Origin of the sequence: Methyloglobulus sp., from assembly GCF_046714055.1 — a bacterium.
GTDB lineage: Bacteria > Pseudomonadota > Gammaproteobacteria > Methylococcales > Methylomonadaceae > Methyloglobulus.
In genome coordinates, this window is the sequence record NZ_JBKKBJ010000016.1 from 1 (window position 1) to 22,686 (window position 22,686).

Genomic DNA, 22,686 nt, shown 5'->3' on the forward strand with positions numbered 1-22,686 from the left:
TAGTGTAACCAACTATAGCCTATTGCTTTGCTTTTCATACCAATGGAACGTTATTCCGTAGGCTCCGCCTTCAAGCGACCCAAGCCCTCACGAGGTTGAAAAGCCAACGGGGGCTTTTTATTTTGAGCCTTCAAGACTGCATCATTATTTGTCTGGCTGTTCCAGGACAACCAAAATAGCATCATTGCCCATGAGATATTGTTCCGTGGCACACAGAACGCTTCGACAATTACGATCATCGAGCCATACGAAAAACATCGCGGACTGGCTACATGCCCAATGCCGTTAAGTTAAGAAAAGCTCGTCGTTCCGGCAGGGAATGCCGGAACCTAGAAGCCAAGGATGGCAGTTAAGAACACATCCCTGTGAACTGGATACCGGCAATCCATGCCGGTATGACGGCTTAACTTAACGGCATTGGCAACATGCCCCGTCCGGCTCAAAATACCTCTAGGATTAGCATACCCTACCTGACTTCTTTGGATTTTACTTTAGCCTCATTTTCAACCCTGCACAGCAAAAAAATACCTGCTCACACTGCGCCCCCAGCAATTGCGCAGCTTTGCCAGATAGATCGACATATCGTCGAGCCAGCGGATTATCGGCAATTACACCTAGTCCGACTTCATTTTGCACGAATACCATATCAGAAGATAGCTGCATCACAGCGGTTAGTTCCTGCAAAACCGTCTCCTCGGTTTGTTGGTGATAAAGCATATTGTTTAACCACATGGACACACAATCGATTAACACAGGCGCAGGGCAATCTTTCAAAGTATTCAACAGTTGGATTGGTTCTTCAATCGTAATAAAGCGGTCTTGCCGACGCTGTTGGTGTACCGCAATACGCTGGCGCATTTCATCGTCTATAAACTCCGTGGTTGCCAGATAATAAGGCATTTCCTTTGATTGCCCCAGGATATAGGCTTCAGCAAGGCGGGATTTGCCGCTTTTTATGCCGCCGATAAACAATGTTTTCATCGTCCTGCCTGTAATACCCGTAACAACACATCTATATCGATGTTTTCCGCAACCCTATCGGCAAATTGCTGAATCTCGGCTTCGCGATAGTCCCGGTAAGCATAGCCCTGATATGTGGGGTTTAGCGCTTTAAAATAGTGGTTACGAAAATCGTCATCATCAAAAACACCATGCACATGGGTACCGCAGGTTTGCTGGCCTTGGTAATAGAAGGGATAGCGATCCATGCGGCCAAAATGGATTTCATAACCTTTGATTGAATGGGAAAACAGCGAGTAGCTGCCGCTCGCCAACACTTTTGGGGCTTGATACATCACGTCATCGTTAATAAACCCCAAACCTGTTTCCTTACTAGGCGTATTGTGTTCCAGCGCATTAGGGTCGTGCAGGTTTTGGCATAGCATCTGATATCCGCCGCACAGCCCGAAGATTGGCTTATCGCAAACCTTGATTTCATGGAACAAGCCCTGGCTTTTCAGCCAACGCAGGTCATTCATGACCGTTTTGCTGCCCGGCAATAATACCAGGTCAAATGATTGCAGGGTACGGTAAGATATCACCAATTCAACATCCAGTTCGCTATCTGCCATCAACACATCCAGGTCGTTATAATTGCTTAAGCCCGGATAGGCGATAACGGCAATGCGGATTTTGACATTGCCCAGCCGTTGCTGATAATTCTTTAGCGATTGGGAATCTTCCATGTCGATATTCAGCGGCATAAACGGCAATACGCCTAAAACAGGTACGCCAAACTGTTCCCTGATAATACGCTCACCGTCAGTAAAAAATCGCCTATCCCCACGAAATTTATTGATGACCACGCCTATCAGGTTTTCCCGCATTTCAGGTTCCATCAATGCCAATGTGCCATAAATAGACGCAAACACACCGCCGCGTTCGATGTCTGCGACCAGTATATTTTTTGTCTTGAAGGTGCTGGCGACAAAGCGATTGGAAAGGTCTTTGTCCAATAGGTTCAGCTCCACGGGCGAACCTGCGCCTTCGGCAATCACTAATTCATAATCTTTTTGTAGCTGTGAAAATGCCCGTGCTACGTGTTCTTGCAAGCTAACTATGTCATCGTAATAACCAACAATCGACTGGTTTTTATAAACCAAGCCATTCACAATGACTTGTACGGAACTGTCACCGTAAGATTTCAGTAGCACCGGATTAAACAAATGGCTAGGTGCAACCCGTGCGGCTTCTGCCTGTAGGCATTGCGCCCTGGAAATCTCCCTTCCTTCTGGCGTTACGGCAGAATTATTGGAAACATTTTGTGCTTTAAACGGCGCGACACGAAAGCCACGGTCAGCAAAAAGGCGGCATAGCGCCATGGTGACGGTGGTTTTTCCGGCATCTGAACTGGTGCCAAAAACGGCTAGCGGGTGCATTTATGGATTTATTGGTTGATGTAATGGATGTACGTGTAATCGTTGATGTGTTGCAGCTTATGTACCGAACCGACATCAACCCGAAATTTAAAGGCGTTGGCAGCGGGAAGTTGTAACACATGGGCGAACAGGGCGCGGATAATCCCGGCATGGGTTATGACCAAAACCTGTTCCGATTGTTTTTTTACGAGCAGTTCATCCCAAAAATTGCCCACACGACGGCATAAATCGTTAAAACTTTCACCATTTGGCGGTGAGATAGTCACAAAGTTTTCCGCCCAATTTTTTAATAGATTGGTATCTATTTCGTCAAACCGTCGGTTTTCCCAGTCGCCAAAATTAACTTCCTGCAACCGTGCATCCGTCTCAATTGGCTTGAGAAAAGTTTCGGCCAATTGTACGCAGCGTGTTAACGGGCTGCTGATTATCAGGCAATCCGGCGATAAATCGGGCAGTTTTTTGTGTATGAGCCGCGCCTCAGCTACGAAACTGTCGGCCAATGCAACATCGCTTTGCCCGTAACACAAGCCAGTCACGGTCTCTGTCTTGGTATGGCGGATCAGGTAAATGTCCACAGTGCGCTGACACTCAGATAAAAAACAATTTCCGCCATCTGTTGGCTGGCACCCAGGCAATCACCGGTATAGCCACCGATGCGACGGTAGAAATAACAGCCTAATCGCCAGTTAACTACCAATACAAAGGGAATGGCTAGGCTGCACAGCAAAGGTAGAAATAACAAAGGCAGTAGGGAAGTTGTCGCTGCAAACAGCAAGTCTCGCGCATTGGGTTTAAAAACCGCCGCACTGCCTTTGCTGTTGTCGCTTCTTGCGTAATTATACTGCCGCATCAACAGTAGAGGTTGAAAGCGGCTTATAGAATGTCCTGCCAGTATTACCCAAGGTACGGAAAATACGGGAAGCGAACTAAGCAAACTGATTTTTAAGGACACCAACAACAACAGGCCGAGTGCGCCATACGCACCAATCTGCGAATCCTTCATGATCTCCAGGATACGCTGCTTGTCGTAACCACCACCAAACCCGTCGCAGACATCGGCAAAGCCGTCTTCATGAAATGCGCCGGTGAGCATAATACCTGCGATTAAAGCCAATATTACTGCGGTTGTTTGCGGCCACAAAAAACCCGCCACATAAAAACATAAACCTGAGAATCCACCCACCACCCAGCCGACCAGGGGCAGATAAATACAGGCCTGGGGCAACTTAGAGTAATCCTGGTCTTTAGGTACAGGTAGCCGTGTATAGAAACTAAGGGCTAAGAGGAACAGTTTTAGGTGATACATGGCTAATTGCCCGTTTGCTGATCAACCCCGGCATCAGCAAACGTAGCCATCTCGTTTAAAAACAACAACGCTGATTGTATTAAGGGATAAGCGACTGCAATTCCAGAGCCTTCACCTAAGCGCAATTCCAGATTCAATAGCGGCTGGGCATTCAAGTACGCCAATAAAGCTTGATGACCTTGTTCCGAGGATACATGGCTGAACACGCAATAATCCAGGACATGTGTCTTAAGTTTATACGCGACTAACAACGCGGCACCGGCAATAAAGCCATCGACCATAACCAGCATCCCCAACTCGGCGGCTTCGAGATACGCGCCCACCATCATGGCAATTTCAAAACCGCCGAAAGTAGCCAACACATCCAGCGGCCCTGTTATGCCTTGATGTCGGGTTAATGCTTGCTGTAACGCGGCGTGTTTGTTTTGCAATTGGCTATCATCCAATCCCGTACCACGACCCACGCATTGCGCTAAAGGAATATCTGACAAACAATGTGCGAGTAGAGCAGCGGATGACGTGTTGCCTATGCCCATTTCACCAAAACCAATACAGTTGCAGCCATTTTCATGCTGTTGCAAAACCAGTTCTGCGCCAGTTTGTATGGCTTTTAGACATTGATTTGCGGACATAGCGGAATCATATAGAAAGTTTTTTGTCCCTCTGGCTATTTTTGCAGCAATCAATTGTGGGAAACCGCTATAAGCTCCCTCTCCCTCTGGGACGACTGCATGGATGTAGGAGGTAGGGCTACGTCTGGAACAGTTGCCGAGAGGGCTGGGGTGAGGGATAGAAGCATTAACCCCGGCATCAACCACAAATAGTTCCAACTGATGCTGCCGGGCAAAAACGCTGATCGCAGCGCCGCCGGCCAAAAAATTGGCGACCATTTGCGCGGTAACGGTTTGCGGATAGGCGCTGACACCCGACGCAACTATGCCGTGATCGCCGGCAAAAATCAAAATAGTCGGCCTGGATAAATTGGGCATCAGGCTTTTCTGGATCAGTCCTATCTTCAATGCCAGCGATTCCAACTGTCCTAACGCGCCTAGCGGTTTGGTTTTTTGGTCAATTTTGGCCTGTAAATCAGGCTTAATACGTGACGAGACCGGATTAATCGTGAAATCTAGCGGCACGGCCTGTTCCAGGAGTTTTCAAACAGTAGATCATTGATGTCCCTACGCTCTGCCCATTGCTCCTGCTCCAGCATGGGTTTATCGTAAAATTTTTCCACATGCCCCAGACATAAGATAGCGACGGGTTGACTGTCTTCGGGCATATTCAGCAGAATTTTCAGGGCTTCCGGCTCAAATAGGGAAACCCAACCCATGCCCAAACCCTCCGCCCTGGCTGCGAGCCACATATTTTGTATGGCACACGACAACGAAGCCAAATCCATTTCCGGTAAGGTGCGACGACCAAACACATAATCCTGGCGCCGCTCGCACAAGGCTGCAACCAGCACTTCCGCACATTCCAGCAAGCCTTCGACTTTCAGCTTCATGAATTCGTCTTCACGTTCGATCAACGCCTTGGCAGTCAGGATTCTTTCTTGTTCGACCAGATCGTGGATGTTTTTGCGTAAGCTGGAATTGCTGATACGGATAAATCGCCAAGGCTGCATAAAGCCAACACTAGGCGCGTGGTGCGCGGCATCCAACAAGTGGCCAAAAATTTCAGGGTCAATGGGATCGGGCAAGAAATGGCGTATATCGCGGCGCTCGTAAATAGCCCGGTAAACGGCGACGATGTCGGAATCAGGATAACGATGTTGGGGCATCAGCATTTAATCGGCCAACGAGAAATATCCGCCCAAAATATTTCAGGTTGCGTTTAGCGCATCAAAGGTTATAAGGGTGTGCGGCTTCAAAACCATGCACCTTAGCCTTGGTCGTAAACGGCGCTGGCGACCAGGCTGCTTGCTCTTGTCCCGCCAAATAATTCGCTAACCACAGGGCTTGGCTACGAATGGGGAGGATATAGGCGTAGAGCTTCCCGTCCGGCAATTCAGCCACATCGCCCAAAGCAAAAATAGCTTCATCTTTAGTCTGTAAATAAGGATTAACTTTTATGCCTCTGGCTACATCCAAACCTGCATGTTGCGCCAATTCGGTGCGCGGTTTAAAGCCGCAAGCGACGAGCAAGGCATCAAACTCGGCAGTCACATCCGTTTTCACGCACAGTTTTCCACCTTCCTCGACGAAACTGTGCACAGATTGATTCAGCAAAACCTCTACACCCGATGCTTGTAGCACATATAGCAAGGAAACCGAATCCTCGGCAAGCAATTGCCGTTCCATCAGACGATCCATCGCGTGGAAAACAGTCACTTTATCGCCAGCAACCGCCAAGTCTGAGGCGACTTCGCAACCGATCAAACCGCCCCCCACAATCGCCCAATGAGGCTTTATATTCTGATTTAAAAACGGCTGGCGGAATTTCCGCATGGCTTTTAGGTCAATCAGGCTGTTCAAACTAAAAAACAATTTTTCATACGCGCGTAGCGGCGGCGGCACGAACGCCGCCGAACCTTGGGCGAGTATCAACTTGTCGTATGATAATGATTTTTCCTGGCCTGGGCCTTCGATTGCGACGGTTTTGGCACTGCGGTCAATCGCAGTGACTTCCGATCCGGCAATCACATCGATATTATTCTCACGCAGCTTGTCGAAACTTTTCAGGATGATGGACTGCTCAATATCGTTCTTGGTGAAACCACGGGACAGCAATGGCCTTGAATAGTAACCGTCATGTTCGCCGGTCACCAAAACGATTTCGGCATCGGGAGACAAGGCCCGGTACTTTTCAGCAAATGTCACACCCGCTATACCTGAGCCAACGATGACAACGTTCATGCCACCCTCCCCGTTTTATTTATTATTTTTATTTAGTTATCAAGCCATTAACTCATAATAACTTTTTTCTACGCCACATTCCGGGCAACGCCAATCGTCTGGAATATCCTCCCATAAAGTGCCTGGCGCAATGCCAGAATCAGGATCGCCTACTGCCTCATCATAAATATGTCCACAAACCGAGCATTCGTATTTTCTGTAATTAGCCACTTTTATCCTCCTTAGAAATTCTAATAGTAATGTGGGCATTATAAAGCAAGCCCAGTATACGGCATCCATTTTTCAAGACGCAAAGCAAAGCCCGTTATTTTTTAAAGGGTAAATAGTTGGTCGCATCCTCCTTATAAAATCTCACCGCGCTCTTTTCCCTGTCCAAAAACTGCTCGATAGCTTTGGCAAAGCGTTCATCTTGAAACCAGTGTGCGGAATAGGTCGTGACGGGTTCGAAGCCACGGGCAATTTTATGTTCGCCCTGAGCACCTGAGTCAAAACGCTCCAAGCCATTCGCTATACAATAATCCAACCCCTGATAATAGCACGCCTCAAAATGCAAGGCATTGTATTCCTCAAGACAGCCCCAATAGCGTCCAAACAAGGTATCGCCACCCACAAAACTGAGCGTAGCCCCCACATAACGCCCCTCTTTCAGCGCAAAGACCAGCAACAGTTTTCCCCCCATCGTCGCTGCACAGGCCAGGAAAAAGTCGAGATTCAGATAAGGCCGCATCCCATGTTTAAGATACGTCATCTGATAAAAATCAAAGAACACCTGCCATTGGTATTCGCTGACTTCCCCGCCTGAAAGCTGAATTATCTCAATCCCTTGCTCGGCAACCTTGCGGCGTTCACGTTTTAGCATCTTGCGTTTACTGGCATTCAATGTACCGAGAAAATCGTCGAATGTCCGGTAACCTTTATTAAACCACTGGAATTGCACTCCTACACGAACCGCCAAACCCAAGGCACGAAGCGATTCCAGTTGCCCTCCTACCGGAAACAAACAATGCCAGGAAGAGATACCGTCTTGCTCGGATTTTGTTTTGATAAAATCAACCAGCAATCCGCTTAGCTGCCGTTGATCGGCCTGTTCCTTTATTGCTATACGCGCACCCTGACAGGGCGTAAAGGGAATAGCGGTCAACCATTTAGGATAATAACGTCCCCCGTTCTGTTCGTAAGCATACGCCCATTGATTATCAAACACATACTCACCACGGGAATGCGTTTTAAGATACAACGGCATCCCAGCCAGCAGTTCGTTATTCTCGGTAACCAGCACATGCCTGGGCTGCCAGCCTGTCTGCCCAGACACGCAACCGCTTTGTTCCAGCGCCGACAAAAACTCATGGCGCATAAACGGATAACCATCCCCGGCAAGATTATTCCAGGCTTCGCTATCAACCTGGTTGATGGCAGTGATTTGTTTTATTTCCATTTCAAGCTTTTAAAATCAGGCACACAAACTGAATAATACCGGAAAGCCAACATCGTTTTTCATTATCAATAACAACAAAATTACAAATGTTCATTTGTTGTTATTGATGTTAGGATACCCATCCATTAAAGATCAGTAACTAAAGGTGAAGCACATGCGCTTATCAATCGAGGTCACACCAGAACAACATCAGCGGTTAAAAGCTATTTCTGCCCTGCAAGGACGAAGCATAAAGGACTATGTATTGGAATGTGTTTTCCAACCTTTGCCCGAAACCAATTCGGCAGATGCGAATGAGGCGCTACGGCAATTGGAAGCATTTTTGAAACCCCGTATTGACGCAGCACAACAGGGCAAAATAGTTGATAAATCCGTACTGGACATCTTTGAGGAAACGCATCAAGAAGAAGCACTGTAACGAATGCGGTCTTATGCGCTAACTCAGTCAGCGGAAGATGACCTTAAAGACATCGCCCGTTACACCTTGAAACAGTGGGGTAAAAAGCAATCTCTGCGGTATGCAAATTTACTGGAAACATGTTTTCAGGAAATTGCTGACAGAACTGCATTATCACGGACATTCTCAGCAACTTATCCTCAAATTAGAGTTGCCCACTGTGAGCATCACTATATTTTTTTCGTTCATACTGAAGAAAAACGGCCATGCATTATCGCAGTTTTGCATGAACGCATGGATATGATCTCGAGACTTCAAGAACGTTTGGGATAATGAAAATTCGTGTAATTTCAACTTGAGACATGCACAAAAAAGAGCACACACAGTATGAACAAACAACTTAAAGAAATTCCTGCTTTTGCAAATGAAGCAGAAGAACGAACCTTTTGGGAAACGCATGACTCCACCGACCACCTCGATTGGACAACAGCACAATCGGTTGTGCTGCCCAAGTTGAAACCGACCACAAAAACCATTTCCCTGCGGCTGCCGCAACATCTCCTTGACTCAATCAAGATCGCAGCCAATGCCCGTGATGTGCCCTATCAATCGCTCATCAAGGTATGGTTGCAGGAAAAATTGCATGATCGTTGAGATTTGCAACTGTCATGTCATATATTTCGTAGGAGATCAACTTGGATAATCGTTATTCGTTCATTGGTGGTAAACAAGGCGCATGGCGCGTAGTTAATGTGCAAGGGATTTTAGGGTCGAGTTTACCGCTAGTTGAAAGATTGAATGTTGTAAACGATACTACCAATGAATTGCCGCTAGATAGCGCATGGATACTGCAAGGTTTCACCAGCAATCTTCGCTATGCCGAACGTAACGAAATCAATGTGCTTAAGTCGGTGTAGCCTGACCTAAACCGCCCGGAAGCGGTTTGTGCAGCCCTTATCCCGATAAAAAAATCTGCCCAGTGGGGGGACATGCCGCAAGATGAGCGGCGGGCAATTTTTGAAGAACAATCGCACCACACGGCCATTGGCTTGGACTATCTTCCTGCGATTGCCCGGCGCTTGCATCACTGCCGTGATCTAGGAGAACCTTTTGATTTTCTCACTTGGTTTGAATTTGCGCCGGAGCATAAATCAACTTTTAATGAACTGCTCACGCGCTTACGGGCAAGCAAGGAATGGGCGTATGTGGAGCGTGAGGTTGAGATTCAGTTAGCACTTGATATTTTATGCTAGATTGTTTGGTATATCTTGTTGCTTTACACAAAACCAATGTAAAACAATTAACTGGGGCAATTGATGTGGAACATGAGTCAAGTTTTATTATTTATCCGATAATTAATGACAAAAAACTGATAGCTAGCTATTTTGAAACATGGACGAAAACACGCTAGACAAGATAGCTGAATTTATATGCGGAAACGGTGAGCAGTACCCAGTCTACCGTTCAAGCTCACAACTGACCGCTTTCTTCTCTCGTGCTGGGCTTGCCAGAAATGTTCACGATGGTTCTACCCGTCAACGATGGGTGCTTAACTGCTTGAAGCAATGTAACCGTGAAGAACTGGCTAGTGTCCTTAAAAGATTAGCTTCACCGAAAGAATACGGAGGTGATCGAGAACAGACTAATAAAGCTCTCCAACTTCTTAATGATATGTTGTACATTGAAGGATTCCAGATAAGGCTATCTGGAATTCAACCACAATTTGAAAAAATTAACATTGATTATAGTGTTATTAGCAAAGAAGAACTTAAACCATTACCACCACCAGACTTCTTGTCCCTTGGTTTAGAACCTGGCATTGGTGAAATACTCAAGCATCGATGGGATGAAGCTCAACGATGCGTTGATTCTAAGGCTTTCTTGGCAGCAACTATTGTAATGGGGAGTCTATTAGAGGGACTCCTGCTCGCAGTTTGCCAGAAGAAGCCTGCCGAGGTAAATACTTGCAGCTGCGCCCCTAAGGATAGCTCAAGTGGGAAGGTGAAACACTTTGCCGATTGGAAACTCTCTGAAATGATCGATGTTGCGCATGAAGTGGGCTGGCTTGGCCTAGACGTGAAAAAATTCTCTCATTCGTTACGCGAATTCAGAAACATGATTCATCCATATCAACATATGCTGATGCGGTCTACACCCGATGAGGATACTTGTAATATTTCATGGTTGGTTGTGCAAGCATCGATAAATGATTTGGCACGATCCTTAAAAAGTGGTTAATAAATCGTCCAAATGGATACCTCATAGCTCCGCAATTTGGTTTCATCACTGTACTTCGGAGTTGATTAGCTTGCCGTTCTTTTCTGTATTCCAAAATAATCAATTAGGTCGATTAGAGTTACCATTGACACTCTAACTATAACAAAATAATGTGCAAACCCTACTCCCAAGCCTGCGAAAACAATAAAGCCCCTATTTTGGCGGTCATTCGGGAAGTATTCAGCCAACCCGCTACCGTTTGGGAAATTGGTAGCGGTACGGGGCAACATGCTTGTTATTTTGCCAGCGAGCTACCGCACCTTATCTGGCAACCTACGGATTTGGACGAGAATCTGCCCGGCATCAACGCATGGCGGGATGAGGCGCTTTTACCCAACCTTAACCACCCGTTAGTCCTCGATGTCACCGATCCTGTGTGGCCTTGCGCCGGGATGGATGCGGTATTTACCGCCCTTTTAACTACAACGGCAACTATACCAGCGAGAGTAACGCCCGATTCGATCAATGGTTGAAAAGCCGTGATCCATTGAGCGGCATCAGGGATTTTGAAGCGGTGATAACTTTGGCGGAAAGCGCAGGGCTTAAATTGTTAAAAGACAATGCTATGCCTACCAATAATCGGCTTTTGGTTTTGGAAAAGGTAGAAACACATTGAATTCACACCCCTGTGTCCTGGATTCCGGCGATCATCCATGGATGGAGGAAGTGCGAAAGAGGATATGGTGTCCTCACCGCCAATCCATGCCGGAACGACGGGGTAGGCTGAATAATCTTGCTGATAGTGACAATAATAGAGATAAAAAACCTAAACCCACACCATGCCTACATTAGACTGGCTTAACAAACAGGATGCGGTACGCGCCGCGCAGAAAGTCCCTTATTGCTTGCTGGAAGCGGTGCCGGAGCTGTGCGTGGGCGATGCGGACAGCGGCAACATGCTGATACAGGGCGACAATTTACAGGCGCTTAAAGCCTTGTTGCCGATGTATGCGGGTAAGGTCAAATGTATTTATATCGACCCGCCGTACAACACCCGTTCCGCATTCGAGCATTATGACGATAACCTGGAGCATTCGGTCTGGTTGGGTACGATGTATCCCAGGTTGGAATTGTTGCGCGAGTTGCTGGCGGAAGACGGCAGTATCTGGGTGTCCATCGACGACAACGAAGCGCATTATTTGAAGGTGATGATGGATGAGGTGTTTGGGCGAAAGAATTTTGTGGCTAATGCTATTTGGCAAAAGCGAATATCCCCAGACAATCGTTTGCGTCTAGGAGGAGCCCATGATCATATTATTGTGTACTGTAAATCGCCTCTGACTCACCAGTCTTTCAACCAGCTTGAGATTAGCGAATCTCGTAAGAAAGACTTTAAGAACCCCGACAACGACCAAAGAGGCCCCTGGGCTTCAACAGACTGTACAGCGCAAGCTGGTCATGGTACTGCTAGCCAATTCTACACACTGACTACTCCGGCAGGACGAGTGATAGAACTGCCGAACAATTTGTGTTGGCGATTTACAAAAGAAAGGATGGAGGAGGAAATTAGCGCGGGTCGAATTTGGTTTGGTAAGGATGGTGTTGGAGTTCCCAGAAAGAAAACATATCTTTCTGAAATAAAAGGTCAAAATGCATGGACATGGTGGACGAATGCAGAGGTTGGTCATAACCAAGAAGCCAAAAAAGAAATCAATACCTTATTTGGAGCGGATGATGCTTTTGATACACCTAAGCCTGAAAGGTTATTGAAACGAATTCTGGAAATTGCTACCAACCCTAATGATCTTATCCTTGACAGCTTCCTCGGCTCAGGCACAACCGCCGCCGTCGCCCACAAAACGGACCGCCGTTACATCGGCATCGAAATGGGCGACCATGCTGTCACCCATTGCCAGCCGCGCTTAAAAAAAGTCGTCGAAGGCGAGCAAGGCGGCATTTCCCAAGCGGTTAACTGGACGGGCAGAGGCGGTTTCCGCTTTTATCGTCTGGGCAGTGAAATTTTTAATCAACATGGCACGATTAACGCCAATATCCGTTTTGCCAGCCTCGCCGCCTATATCTGGTACATGGAAACCCGCACACCGTTATTATCCCCAACGGCTTCGCCGTTGCTGGGTGTCCATGACGGCACGGCTTATTACCTGCTGTACAACGGCATCCTGAAAGACCGGCGGCCTCAAGGCGGCAACGTGTTGACCCGTGCGATACTCAGCGCCTTGCCCGCACACGGAGGCAAGAAAATAATCTACGGCGAATCTTCGCGCTTAGGCCAAGCGCGGCTAGATGCCAACCAGATCATCTTCAAACAGATTCCGTATGAAGTGAAGGTGTGTTGATGATTACTGCCATTACGTTTAAGCCGTCATACCGGCAGGGATTGCCGGTATCCAGAACACAGGGATGTGATAAGTGCATATGGAAGCTACTAAAAAAGGTTTAGTGCGACTATATAAGTGGTGGATAGAATTGTGTAAACCAATGTGGCAGGTTTTGGCATTGCCATCAATGGCTTCTGGATCCCGGCAATCCCTGCCGGGATGACGAGTCGTGGATAGACCTGTGGTCGGAATGACGGGGTTCTTGTGAATAATGTATAACCCACGAGTGTTATGGTGTTGAAACGATAACGAACGAAAGGCTGCATCATGTTTACATTAAAAAAATACCAACAACAGGTTTTAGCGGTCCTGGAAAACTTTCTGGTTGCCGCCCGGAGCCAGCCGGTTGAATTGGCTTTCGGACAGGCCTTAAGCCAGCAAAACCAAACCCCCATCCCTTACCGGCATTATGCCTTTGGGCAAATACCCTACGTATGCTTACGGCTACCAACGGGTGGCGGTAAAACGGTATTAGCTTCTTATACCGTCAAGGTGGCTAAACAAGCCTATCTGGAGCAGGATTATCCGGTGGTGCTGTGGCTGATGCCGACCAATACCATCAGGGAACAAACCCTGAAAGCCCTTAAAACCGTTGGACATCCTTATCGGCAAGCATTGGAACAGGAGTTTGGCCTGGACAGGTTGCGGGTGCTGGATATAGGCGAGGTCACGCAACTGTGTCCACAAGACATAGGCCGCAAAGCCATTATTGTGGTGGGTACGTTGGCTTCGTTAAGGGTGGAAGACACCAGTGGCCGCAAGGTTTACGCTTATCATGAAAACTTCGAGCTGCATTTTTCTGGCATCCGGCAAGATGATCCGCGCTTTGAGCGGGTCACAGAAAAGGATTTGCAGGAAAACGGTTTGGGCGCGGCATCGCTAGGTAAAATCAAATATTCCTTTGCCAATTTAATGATGTTGCACCGTCCCTTGGTGATTATGGACGAAGCGCATAATGCCCGTACCAGCTTGACCTTTGATACCTTAAAACGGGTGCATCCCAGTTGTATTGTCGAGTTTAGCGCGACACCGGACACCAGCCCGGCTTCTGCATCCAATATCCTTTATCGCTTACCGCAGCGGAATTAAAAGCCGAACAAATGATTAAGTTGCCGATTATGCTCACCGAGCATAATGACTGGCAAGCTGCTGTGCGTGATGCCGTACTGACGGGTAAAAAACTGAATGAAGAAGCGCGAAAAGAAACCGACTACATTCGCCCGATTGTGTTGTTCCAGGCGGAAGCTAAAAATGGTGCAGTGACGGTTGAGGTGTTGAAAGCGCATTTAATCCATGAACTGGCGATTGCTGAACAGGAAATTGCGGTGGCTACCGGCAACCAGCGCGAGTTGGAGGGCATCGACCTGTTTTCGCCAAGTTGTCCGATTAAATACATCATCACCATGGAAGCCTTGAAAGAAGGTTGGGATTGTTCGTTTGCCTATGTGTTTTGTTCGGTTAAAGACGTACGTTCCAGTAAAGATGCCGAGCAGTTGTTAGGGCGCGTGTTGCGGATGCCGTTTGCTAAAACCCGTCAGGTTGAAGCGTTGAACCGTGCTTATGCGCATTTAGCCTCGCCGTCATTTTCGCAAGCGGCGCAAATGTTAAAAGACAAGCTCATTGATATGGGTTTTGAGACGATGGAAGTGGCGGCATTGGTGCAGCCGGGTTCAAACCAGGACGATCTTTTTGGCAGGCAAGGCATTATCACTAGCGAATTAGTCCTGGTTGTTGAGTTGCCCAGTTATCCCGATTTACCCCATGATGCGGCTTATAAAATCACGGAAACGGAAGCCAAGACCTATAAGGTAGAGCTTACTGGCACTGTTCCTGAACAGGTCACCCAGCAATTATTAAAAACAGTTTCAGGTGTGGCAAAAAAGCAAATTGAATCTCAAGTTGAATTCCATAATTTACAGATTCAGGTGAACAAAGCCCCTGCCATGCGCGGCGAGCCATTCTCGCCGTTGCCGCAATTATGCTATGTGCAAGATGATTTGCTGGAATTGTTGGAGCCGGAAAGTTTTTTGTACAGGTCGGACAATTGGTCATTACACGATTATCCGGCTGAATTGGCGCAGTTTGCCCTCAGCGAGACGGGAAAAAATTTTGAAGTCGATATTGATGGTAAAAAAGTATTTTATAAAGCTGCCGGAGAAACCGGGGTTTATAACCTGGATTGGGTGGACAGTGGCATCACTGAAACGGACTTAGTGCGCTGGCTGGACAAGCAAGTTAAACAGCCGGATGTGCCGCAAGCCAGTTTGATTGCTTTTCTAAGCCAATTAATCGGTAATCTCACCCAAGTCAGGTGCATCCCGTTGACGGGGTTGTTGCGGAGTAAGTTTGTATTGGCAAGAACCATTAATGGGCAAATCAGCAAGTACAGGGAATTGGCTGCGGACAAAGGGTTTCAATTGACGTTGTTTGGGGATTCGATTCCGCTGAAAACCAGTTTTGAGTTTGCTTACGAATTTAAGCCGGAGAATTATCCGGCAAGGCCGCCTTATTATGAAGGCCGTTTTAAGTTTGCCAAGCATTACTATCCGCTTATCGAAGATTTAAAAGACGGAGGCGAAGAATTTGCCTGTGCCCAGGCGATAGATGCCAATCCACAGGTTAAGCAGTGGGTCAGGAATCTGGTTAACCGGGAACAGGCTTCGTTCCGGTTGCCCTTAGCTAAAGGCTATTTTTATCCTGATTTTGTTGCCGAATTGAATGACGGGCGTTTGCTGGTGGTTGAGTATAAAGGCGATATGTTGGCAACAAACGATGATTCACGCGAGAAAAATGCGGTCGGCGAATGCTGGGCTAATAAAAGCGAGGGAAAATGTTTGTTTATAATGGCGGTAGCTGAGGATTCAAACGGCAGGAATGTGTTTCAGCAAATTGAGCAGGTGATTAATAGGCTGTAGCAAGCCGCAAGCACCAAAGGCAACCACACCAGGTTCGGAAGAACACTGGCATGGTTTGGTTTACGGGATTAAATGAATCCTTTCAAATCAGTGAACGATTTGGCAGCTTTTTCCAAGTGTTCTTCAATTCCTTGCATGGAGTTATTCTTTGCCATAGTCCTGGCTTTTTTCAATATCTCGTTAGAGCGTGAGCGTTCTCTGTCAACCACATCACTCTCGTTAATTTCTTTGCTGTAATCCATCGCTTGTTTAATGATCTTGTAAACGGTCGCACCATCAGCGCCTGCCTTGACTGCTTCCTGGGCTTTCTTGATTTCACCCAGAACCAAGTCAATGGCATCTTCTGGTGTGTAGGCAATTCTATCATGCATGGTTGCTTCTGCCAGGGCGGCTGATGAAAAAGTGCCCATAGCCAGTGCAATCAGGGAAGAAAGTACGATTATTTTTATGGTTTTCATATTGGATTTATCCTCAAGTGTGTTGTGTAGCTTTAATTTTAGTCAATTATAAATTAACGTGCGCGATTCTATCATGTTTTGATAAATTATTTACCCCCCAAGGAAAATGAAAAATATCGCGGTGGATATCAGCAAAGCAGTATTAATGATAACTGAACGGGATTGATTGGAGGTTATTATTCATCATCCCTTTTGACCTCAACACGGACTTCTCCACATTCATCCTCAGTCAAAATGAATAAAATGGGCGCACAACACACCGAACAGTCTTCGTAATAGTTTTGCTCCCCTGATGAATCATCGATTAATACATCCAGAATTTCGCCGCAATAAGGGCACAGGATGAATGTTTCCCTCTGGAACAACATTCAAACCCTTCTGAGGAGGTTATCCAGCCAGGAAGCAGGCAATAGTCGTTTGAGAAAAGCGAACAGATAAGTGGGAAAGGTCACGTAATAGTGTATTTTTGGGCATTTTGATTCTACAGCATGGATAACCCTATCAGCGACCGCCTTGGCGGGCAGGGTAAAAGGAACGGCAGCGCCTTCCTTTTGCAGACGTTCTTCCATGGCTTTGTAGGTACCCTTATGGAAACTGTCCGCAGCCGCTATATTCTTTTTGAACAGGATAAAGGAATTGTGCCTGAAGTTGCTGAGTATAGGCCCAGGCTCTATTAGGGAAACAGAGATATTGCTGCCATGCAATTCCAGGCGCAAGGTGTCCGCCAAGCCTTCCAAGGCATATTTGCTGGCGTTATAAGCGCCCCGGTAGGTCATGGCAACCAGCCCCAAAACTGAGCTGTTGTAGACGATCCGTCCATGGCCTTGTTTGCGCATTACGGGGATTAGCAGATTGGTTAATTCTTGGGTGCCGAACACATTGGTTTCAAATTGGAATCGCAAGACTTTACGGCTTAAGTCTTCGACCGCTCCCGGCTGGCCGAATGCGGCATTGTTGAAAAGCACGTCGATCTTGTGGTCGGCTAATTCGACTGCTTTCTTGACGGCTTGCTGGATACTGGCGCTGTCGGCTAAATCGAGTTGGACTGCGATGAAACCTTCCTGCTGCAAGCGGGCGACATCTTCTTCTTTTCTAGCGCTGGCAATGACTTTATGACCACGGTTTTTTAATTCAATGGCTGTGGCGTAGCCAATACCGGTGGAACAGCCAGTAATCAATACGGTCTTGGGTGGGATCACTATGGTCAGTTGCCCAATTCCTGTTCAGACACATAGAATTTTTTCGCCGAACTGCAATCAACAAGGATGACCAGCGCATTTTTGGTGCTTTTTGGGTTTAATTCCACCGCTTCAACCCGACCACATTGGCCTGTGGCTAACGTCCTTTCTGCGGCCAGTCTCCTCATCCGTTCAATATCAGGCAATCTGTTCTGGTAAATTTTAACCAAGGGCGGTAAGTCATCAAACTTATAAGGTGGAATGGCAAAAGCTGAAAATTTCTGTGGATTATTTTTTATCAGGAACTGGTTTTTAGCGCTTTCATCCATGGCGCTTTGTTTAAATGCTGCTTGTTTTTGTAATTGTTCCTGATTTTCAAGTTTTTTTTGAGCTTCCTGGGCTTCCTTTTCTTGTTGAGATAAGGCTTCCTGGCTTTCTTTTGCATTCAGGTCGGTGGAACTACCCGTTTTCACATTCAGTTCAACTTTGCTTTGTCCTTGCGTGCAAGGTTTTGACCGGTAAATTTTGTTGCCGCTTGCATCCGTGCATTTGTAAACACCCGCCGATAATTGCACAGAGAAAAGCAATCCCAAGATTAACAGTGTAAATTTCATTGTTTGCCTCGATAAGTAAAATTTCGTCCACTCAAAGTATAGGTTATATTAACCAGGGTCATCGCGGAAATGATTGTTTTCCTGGAGGTGAGTACTTGCCCATAAGAATAACACTGCCGTAATCAGCATTATAATGGTAAAGAACCAGAAATAGCTGGCGCCTGTAAGTTTGCTCGTGCCATCGTCATTTTGAATGAAGAAATTGACTGCGCTGGTAAAGAGATTACCAACGGCTACCGATAAAAAATAGAAGGCCATGACAAACGATTTCATGGTTTTAGGCGCTTGACGATAGGAAAACTCAAGGCAGGTGATGGAAACCATGACTTCCGCCGAGGTGAGTATAACGTAAGCAAAAAGCTGCCAGATAATGTTTGGCACATTGCCGTGGTCTAGCTGCATCTGAATGGCGCTGGGTATCGCGAATGCAATCACCGTAAGAAAAAGTCCGATAGCCATTTTTCTTAATGCCGTAAGGTCAAACAAGCCGTTTAAACGAGGGTAAATGAAATAAGTGAACAGCGGTGTCAGTATCATAATCAACAATGGGTTTGCCGCTTGAATTTGTGATGGCAACAGTTCAACACCAAAGATAACGCGATCCATTTTTTGGGCCTGTAATATCCAGGATGACCCTATTTGCTCAAAAAGCGCCCAAAAAATGGCAATAAATACGTAAACAGAGGCCAGTTTTCCGAGAGTCGCCATTCCAAACCGACTGAAAGTTTCCCTGATAAAATCAATGCCCGCAGGTTTTATATGGACGAATTGATAACGTCCTGACCAGAAAGCCAAGGTGGCAACCAACATCAATAAGCCTGGAATTCCAAATGCCACAGATGGGCCGTATTGATCCAGCAACCAGGGAATAATCAGCATGGACGCAAAAGCGCCAAGGTTGATGGAAAAATAAAACCAGCTAAACACTTTGCCGATCAGATGTTGATTGGCCGACCCAAACTGGTCACCTACGTGTGCGGAAACACAGGGCTTTATCCCTCCAGCGCCCAAAGCAATCAGGCTTTGTCCGAGCAATAGCCCCATGCGAGTATTATCAATAGCCAAGGCAAAGTGGCCTAGACAGTAAACCAGGGATAAAAAAATGATAGTCCGGTATTTGCCTAACAAACCGTCCGATACCAAAGCGCCAAGTAATGGCATAAAATAAACCGCCGAAACGAATAAATGGAAATAACCCTGCGCTTCTTGTTCGGACATGACAGCCAACTCACCCGTGGTGTTTGTCATGTATTGCGTCATAAACACAACCAGGATAGCCCGCATCCCATAATAACTGAACCGTTCGGCCGCTTCATTGGCGACGATATAAGGTATGCCCGAAGGTAGGGTGTGTTGATGAGGATCAGGCTGATGTCTGTACGGCTTCATAACACATTGACAAGTTTGTCTGTTATTTTTGGATTAATGCCAATGTCAATCGTTAAGCTATGATAACCTTTGGATTTATAGTCAGGCGTTAATGGGGGGTTATTATAACGAACATTGGTCAGGTTTAACTTACAAGCCTGGATAATTATAGGATTAAAGTGTTTACGGCTAAAACGGATATAACTCAAAGTTAAGTTATAATCGGACTGCCCATTTGCTGAACAAAACGCCATGCTCGATTATCAAAAAGATTTTATTTTTTACTCGCTGGAGTGTGGCGTACTGAAATTCGGTGAATTTCAGTTAAAGTCAGGCCGCATCAGTCCTTATTTTTTCAATACCGGCCTGTTTAACACCGGTGCAAAATTGAGTAAGTTGGGGGAGTTTTATGCCCAAGCGCTGATACAGTCGGGAATAAAACCAGATATTCTGTTCGGGCTGGCCTATAAAGGCATACCCTTGGTTGGCGCAACGTCGATCGCTTACGCAAAAATGACAGCCAGCGACATTCCTTTCGCATTCAATCGCAAGGAAGCGAAAGACCATGGCGAAGGCGGTGAGCTAGTCGGCGCCAGCTTAAAAGGCAGGGTATTGATTGTCGATGATGTGATTACTGCCGGCACCTCAGTCAGGGAATCAGTCGATATTATTTTGCGGGCGGGTGCTGAGCCAATCGGCGTGTTGATTGCATTAGACCGTCAGGAAAAAGCGCAAAGCGGACTTTCTGCTAATCAAGAAATCATAGAATGTTTTAAAATCCCAGTCGTGTCGATTATCAATCTTGAAAATATTATCGGTTACATTGATACGAATGCAACTGGACAGTTGGAAGCGATAATCAAGTACCGTCAGCTATATGGGGTTTAATGTTAATTTAGTCACAAAAAATTAAGCGTGCTTAAAGCGAAACAGTTCCACGTATATAGTCTACAATTATCGAGAAATAAGATATCTGATATTTTGACTATTTTACCTTCAAAACCATGTCGGTAATCAAGGGCTTGCCATGAGTAATATGGAATTTAAAGAACAAATGCATGAGTACTCGCTATGGCGGGCAAAGTTGCTGCAGGGCATCGAAATGTATCATCAGTGGCGTATCCGCTACGATGTGAATGATCCCCACAGTAACAACACGATCCTGAATGTCCTTAACGGGTTACAACAAGACCGCATAATGCTGGCTTTTGTTGCAGAATTTTCGCGTGGCAAAACTGAACTTATCAATTCCCTGTTTTTTGCAGAAACAGGGGTCAGGTTGCTTCCGTCTTCACCTGGGCGCACCACTATGTCCCCTACCGAATTGTTTTATGATGAAGAGGGCGGCAATTATATACGCTTATTAGAGATTGAAACCAGGCTTGAAGATATTTCCATGGCTGAGTTCAAAAATAATAAGGAGAGATGGAAGCAAATTGATCTGGATTGCAACTCTCCAACACAAATGCAAGAAGCTTTCAAAGAATTGATAGCCACCAAACCGGTTGACCGTGAGCTTGCCGATAAGCTGGGCTTATGGAATGAACGCGAAGCGGCAGAACAGGGTATTGTTAACCCGGAAAAAGTGGAAATACCGTGTTGGCGCCACGCTTTAATCAGTTTCCCCCATCACCTGTTAAAGGAGGGTTTGACCATTCTCGATACTCCCGGTTTGAATGCCCTGGGAGCTGAGCCAGAGCTGACGTTAAGCATGTTGCCCAGCGCCCAAGCGGTCGTGTTCGTTATTGCCGCAGACACGGGCGTAACCAAGAGCGATATGGACATGTGGCGAAATCACGTCTGTCATGCCCGCGGCGGCAGTAAACGCGGCATGGCGGTCGTTATGAACAAAATTGATTCCATGTGGGACGATTTGGCGGGTGATACGGGTTACCAGGAGGCAATCAAATCGCAAGTCAAAACTTCGGCGACAACTTTAAAGATTGAAGAGTCGGCTATTTTCCCCGTTTCCGCCAAACAAGCTTTGCTTGCCAAAGTTAAAGGCGATAAGGCGTTGCTGCAAAGAAGCAGGATTGACATCTTAGAAAATTATTTGGCTGAGGATATCGTCAAGCAGCGCCGAAATATCCTGATGGAAACGGTCACAAGGGACATTGGCTTTTTAGTTAATGAGTCGCTGAACTTGACGGAGTCGTCTCTGGCAAATGGAATCGCGCAACTTGAAGAATTCAATAAAATTGATTTCCAAAACCAGGACATGACCGGTAAGTTGATGGCGGAGACCCGTGACAGGCAAAACCTGTACGTAGCAAACATCGAAAATTTCCAGGCCAGTCGACGGGTATTTAATGTTCAGGCCAGGACGCTGATTGATTCTTTCTCCAAGGAGCGGATCGATGCCATCATTAAAAACACCAAACATAATATGTCGAAAAGCTTGACGACTTACGGGATGAAGCAAAATATCCGTAAATTGTTTGATGATTTGCGCGATTTGCTTCAGGAGTCCGTCGATATTACCAATGAAACCCGCCGCTTGGTCAAAGCGATACACAAAAAATTCCACGATGAATATGGTTTTGTAGAGATAGAGCCCCAGCTTTTTTCAATTAAACAGTACCAGTTTGAGCTAGAGCAAGTCTTCGAAGAAGGTGACGCGTTCCGTGTCAGTACCAAGACAACAATGAGTGAGCAGAGTGTGGTCATTAATCGGCTTTATAGCACCTTGATTGCAAAAGCCAGAAATATTCTTAGGCAAGCACATGCTGATGCTGCAGCTTGGAGTAATGGCGTATTGACGCCCTTGATGCATCAGATTAAAGACCACAAGAAGCAAATCGAGAATCGTTTGCAGATGCTTAAGAAGATGAACGAGTCAAAAGGTACGGTAGCCGAAAATATTGCCGCGCTTGAAGTGGAGATTGAGCCATTAAAACGGCAAAGAAACGAGCTTATGATGATGATTAAGGCGATGCAGCTTAACGTTGACTAATGTTGACGCTGCTGAGAAGAAGTAAACTAAGAAAATTGATTGGCTTCAAGCGGTAACTAAAAATATTAGTGAGAGTATTTACTAATAGATAATGATTAAGATGCCACTAAAAAAGGAGCATTCTGATGGTTGTCTGCAAGCATGGTAATGAGGGCGCGATTGTTAAAAACGGCATTGTCCGTGGGAAGCGGCGTCACCAGTGCAAGGATTGCG

The 22,686-nt window shown here is 46.4% G+C and carries 24 protein-coding genes and 2 pseudogenes; 12 read left to right on the forward strand and 14 right to left on the reverse strand.

Annotated elements, in window-relative coordinates; genetic code table 11:
- Positions 1–486: 486 nt before the first annotated feature.
- The 9 genes from ACLQ6D_RS00870 to ACLQ6D_RS00910 form a co-directional block, all read right to left on the reverse strand.
- Complete coding sequence (locus tag ACLQ6D_RS00870) at positions 487–981, reverse strand: bifunctional adenosylcobinamide kinase/adenosylcobinamide-phosphate guanylyltransferase (protein ID WP_411725359.1); 495 nt, start codon at positions 979–981, stop codon at positions 487–489.
- Positions 978–2,378 (reverse strand): cobyric acid synthase, encoded by a 1,401-nt coding sequence (locus ACLQ6D_RS00875; RefSeq protein ID WP_411725360.1) that lies wholly within the window; start codon positions 2,376–2,378, stop codon positions 978–980. The genes ACLQ6D_RS00870 and ACLQ6D_RS00875 overlap by 4 nt, the downstream gene beginning before the upstream one ends.
- 8 nt (positions 2,379–2,386) lie before the next feature.
- On the reverse strand, positions 2,387–2,953 hold the full coding sequence (gene cobC / locus ACLQ6D_RS00880) for an alpha-ribazole phosphatase (RefSeq protein ID WP_411725361.1): 567 nt from the start codon (positions 2,951–2,953) through the stop codon (positions 2,387–2,389).
- Positions 2,938–3,684, reverse strand: a complete 747-nt coding sequence (cobS, locus tag ACLQ6D_RS00885; RefSeq protein ID WP_411725362.1) for an adenosylcobinamide-GDP ribazoletransferase — start codon at positions 3,682–3,684, stop codon at positions 2,938–2,940. The genes cobC and cobS overlap by 16 nt, the downstream gene beginning before the upstream one ends.
- Before the next feature lie 2 nt (positions 3,685–3,686).
- A complete protein-coding gene (locus ACLQ6D_RS00890) occupies positions 3,687–4,820 on the reverse strand; it encodes a nicotinate-nucleotide--dimethylbenzimidazole phosphoribosyltransferase (RefSeq protein WP_411725363.1) in 1,134 nt (377 codons plus the stop codon).
- The gene (gene bluB / locus ACLQ6D_RS00895) at positions 4,811–5,464 is read right to left on the reverse strand and encodes a 5,6-dimethylbenzimidazole synthase (RefSeq protein WP_411725382.1); all 654 of its coding nucleotides are present in this window, start codon (positions 5,462–5,464) and stop codon (positions 4,811–4,813) included. Before bluB ends, ACLQ6D_RS00890 begins: the two co-directional genes overlap by 10 nt.
- 61 nt (positions 5,465–5,525) lie before the next feature.
- Positions 5,526–6,539: an NAD(P)/FAD-dependent oxidoreductase gene (locus tag ACLQ6D_RS00900; protein WP_411725364.1), complete on the reverse strand. Its 1,014-nt coding sequence runs from the start codon at positions 6,537–6,539 to the stop codon at positions 5,526–5,528.
- Positions 6,540–6,578: 39 nt separating this feature from the next.
- Entirely contained in the window at positions 6,579–6,749 is a 171-nt protein-coding gene (locus ACLQ6D_RS00905; RefSeq protein WP_411725365.1) for a rubredoxin, read from the reverse strand.
- Positions 6,750–6,843: 94 nt separating this feature from the next.
- Positions 6,844–7,974 (reverse strand): GNAT family N-acetyltransferase, encoded by a 1,131-nt coding sequence (locus ACLQ6D_RS00910; protein WP_411725366.1) that lies wholly within the window; start codon positions 7,972–7,974, stop codon positions 6,844–6,846.
- 154 nt (positions 7,975–8,128) lie between these two features.
- Here ACLQ6D_RS00910 and ACLQ6D_RS00915 point away from each other — a divergent pair, with 154 nt between their 5' ends.
- From ACLQ6D_RS00915 to ACLQ6D_RS00960, 10 genes and pseudogenes are all read left to right on the forward strand, one after another.
- The gene (locus ACLQ6D_RS00915) at positions 8,129–8,392 is read left to right on the forward strand and encodes an antitoxin (RefSeq protein WP_411725367.1); all 264 of its coding nucleotides are present in this window, start codon (positions 8,129–8,131) and stop codon (positions 8,390–8,392) included.
- Positions 8,393–8,395: 3 nt separating this feature from the next.
- Positions 8,396–8,704: a type II toxin-antitoxin system RelE/ParE family toxin gene (locus ACLQ6D_RS00920; RefSeq protein ID WP_411725368.1), complete on the forward strand. Its 309-nt coding sequence runs from the start codon at positions 8,396–8,398 to the stop codon at positions 8,702–8,704.
- A 54-nt stretch (positions 8,705–8,758) separates the two neighbouring features.
- Positions 8,759–9,025, forward strand: coding sequence for a BrnA antitoxin family protein (locus tag ACLQ6D_RS00925; RefSeq protein WP_411725369.1), 267 nt, complete (start codon positions 8,759–8,761; stop codon positions 9,023–9,025).
- 41 nt (positions 9,026–9,066) lie between these two features.
- Entirely contained in the window at positions 9,067–9,288 is a 222-nt protein-coding gene (locus ACLQ6D_RS00930) for a hypothetical protein (protein WP_411725370.1), read from the forward strand.
- 33 nt (positions 9,289–9,321) lie between these two features.
- Positions 9,322–9,624: pseudogene (locus ACLQ6D_RS00935) on the forward strand (chlorite dismutase family protein); the annotation flags it as partial.
- 139 nt (positions 9,625–9,763) lie between these two features.
- Positions 9,764–10,609, forward strand: coding sequence for a hypothetical protein (locus tag ACLQ6D_RS00940; RefSeq protein ID WP_411725371.1), 846 nt, complete (start codon positions 9,764–9,766; stop codon positions 10,607–10,609).
- Positions 10,610–10,758: 149 nt separating this feature from the next.
- Positions 10,759–11,264 (forward strand): annotated as a pseudogene (locus ACLQ6D_RS00945) (DUF938 domain-containing protein).
- Positions 11,265–11,427: 163 nt separating this feature from the next.
- Positions 11,428–12,945, forward strand: a complete 1,518-nt coding sequence (locus ACLQ6D_RS00950) for a site-specific DNA-methyltransferase (RefSeq protein ID WP_411725372.1) — start codon at positions 11,428–11,430, stop codon at positions 12,943–12,945.
- Between the two features lie 309 nt (positions 12,946–13,254).
- Positions 13,255–14,076, forward strand: coding sequence for a DEAD/DEAH box helicase family protein (locus ACLQ6D_RS00955; protein ID WP_411725373.1), 822 nt, complete (start codon positions 13,255–13,257; stop codon positions 14,074–14,076).
- An 11-nt stretch (positions 14,077–14,087) separates the two neighbouring features.
- Positions 14,088–15,902 carry a hypothetical protein gene (locus ACLQ6D_RS00960; RefSeq protein ID WP_411725374.1) on the forward strand — a complete coding sequence of 605 codons (1,815 nt, stop codon included), beginning with the start codon at positions 14,088–14,090 and terminating at the stop codon, positions 15,900–15,902.
- A gap of 68 nt (positions 15,903–15,970) precedes the next feature.
- On the opposite strand, the gene ACLQ6D_RS00965 is transcribed toward ACLQ6D_RS00960, so the two are convergent.
- From ACLQ6D_RS00965 to ACLQ6D_RS00985, 5 genes are all read right to left on the reverse strand, one after another.
- Positions 15,971–16,360: a hypothetical protein gene (locus tag ACLQ6D_RS00965; protein ID WP_411725375.1), complete on the reverse strand. Its 390-nt coding sequence runs from the start codon at positions 16,358–16,360 to the stop codon at positions 15,971–15,973.
- 176 nt (positions 16,361–16,536) lie between these two features.
- Positions 16,537–16,728 (reverse strand): CPXCG motif-containing cysteine-rich protein, encoded by a 192-nt coding sequence (locus ACLQ6D_RS00970; protein WP_411725376.1) that lies wholly within the window; start codon positions 16,726–16,728, stop codon positions 16,537–16,539.
- On the reverse strand, positions 16,729–17,559 hold the full coding sequence (locus ACLQ6D_RS00975; RefSeq protein WP_411725377.1) for an SDR family NAD(P)-dependent oxidoreductase: 831 nt from the start codon (positions 17,557–17,559) through the stop codon (positions 16,729–16,731).
- 5 nt (positions 17,560–17,564) lie between these two features.
- Positions 17,565–18,152 (reverse strand): DUF4124 domain-containing protein, encoded by a 588-nt coding sequence (locus ACLQ6D_RS00980; protein ID WP_411725378.1) that lies wholly within the window; start codon positions 18,150–18,152, stop codon positions 17,565–17,567.
- Between the two features lie 48 nt (positions 18,153–18,200).
- Positions 18,201–19,541, reverse strand: a complete 1,341-nt coding sequence (locus tag ACLQ6D_RS00985) for a POT family MFS transporter (protein WP_411725379.1) — start codon at positions 19,539–19,541, stop codon at positions 18,201–18,203.
- 231 nt (positions 19,542–19,772) lie between these two features.
- Between ACLQ6D_RS00985 and pyrE the strand changes: the two genes are divergently transcribed.
- On the forward strand, positions 19,773–20,408 hold the full coding sequence (gene pyrE / locus ACLQ6D_RS00990; RefSeq protein ID WP_411725380.1) for an orotate phosphoribosyltransferase: 636 nt from the start codon (positions 19,773–19,775) through the stop codon (positions 20,406–20,408).
- A 139-nt stretch (positions 20,409–20,547) separates the two neighbouring features.
- Entirely contained in the window at positions 20,548–22,473 is a 1,926-nt protein-coding gene (locus ACLQ6D_RS00995) for a dynamin family protein (protein WP_411725381.1), read from the forward strand.
- Positions 22,474–22,686: the final 213 nt, after the last annotated feature.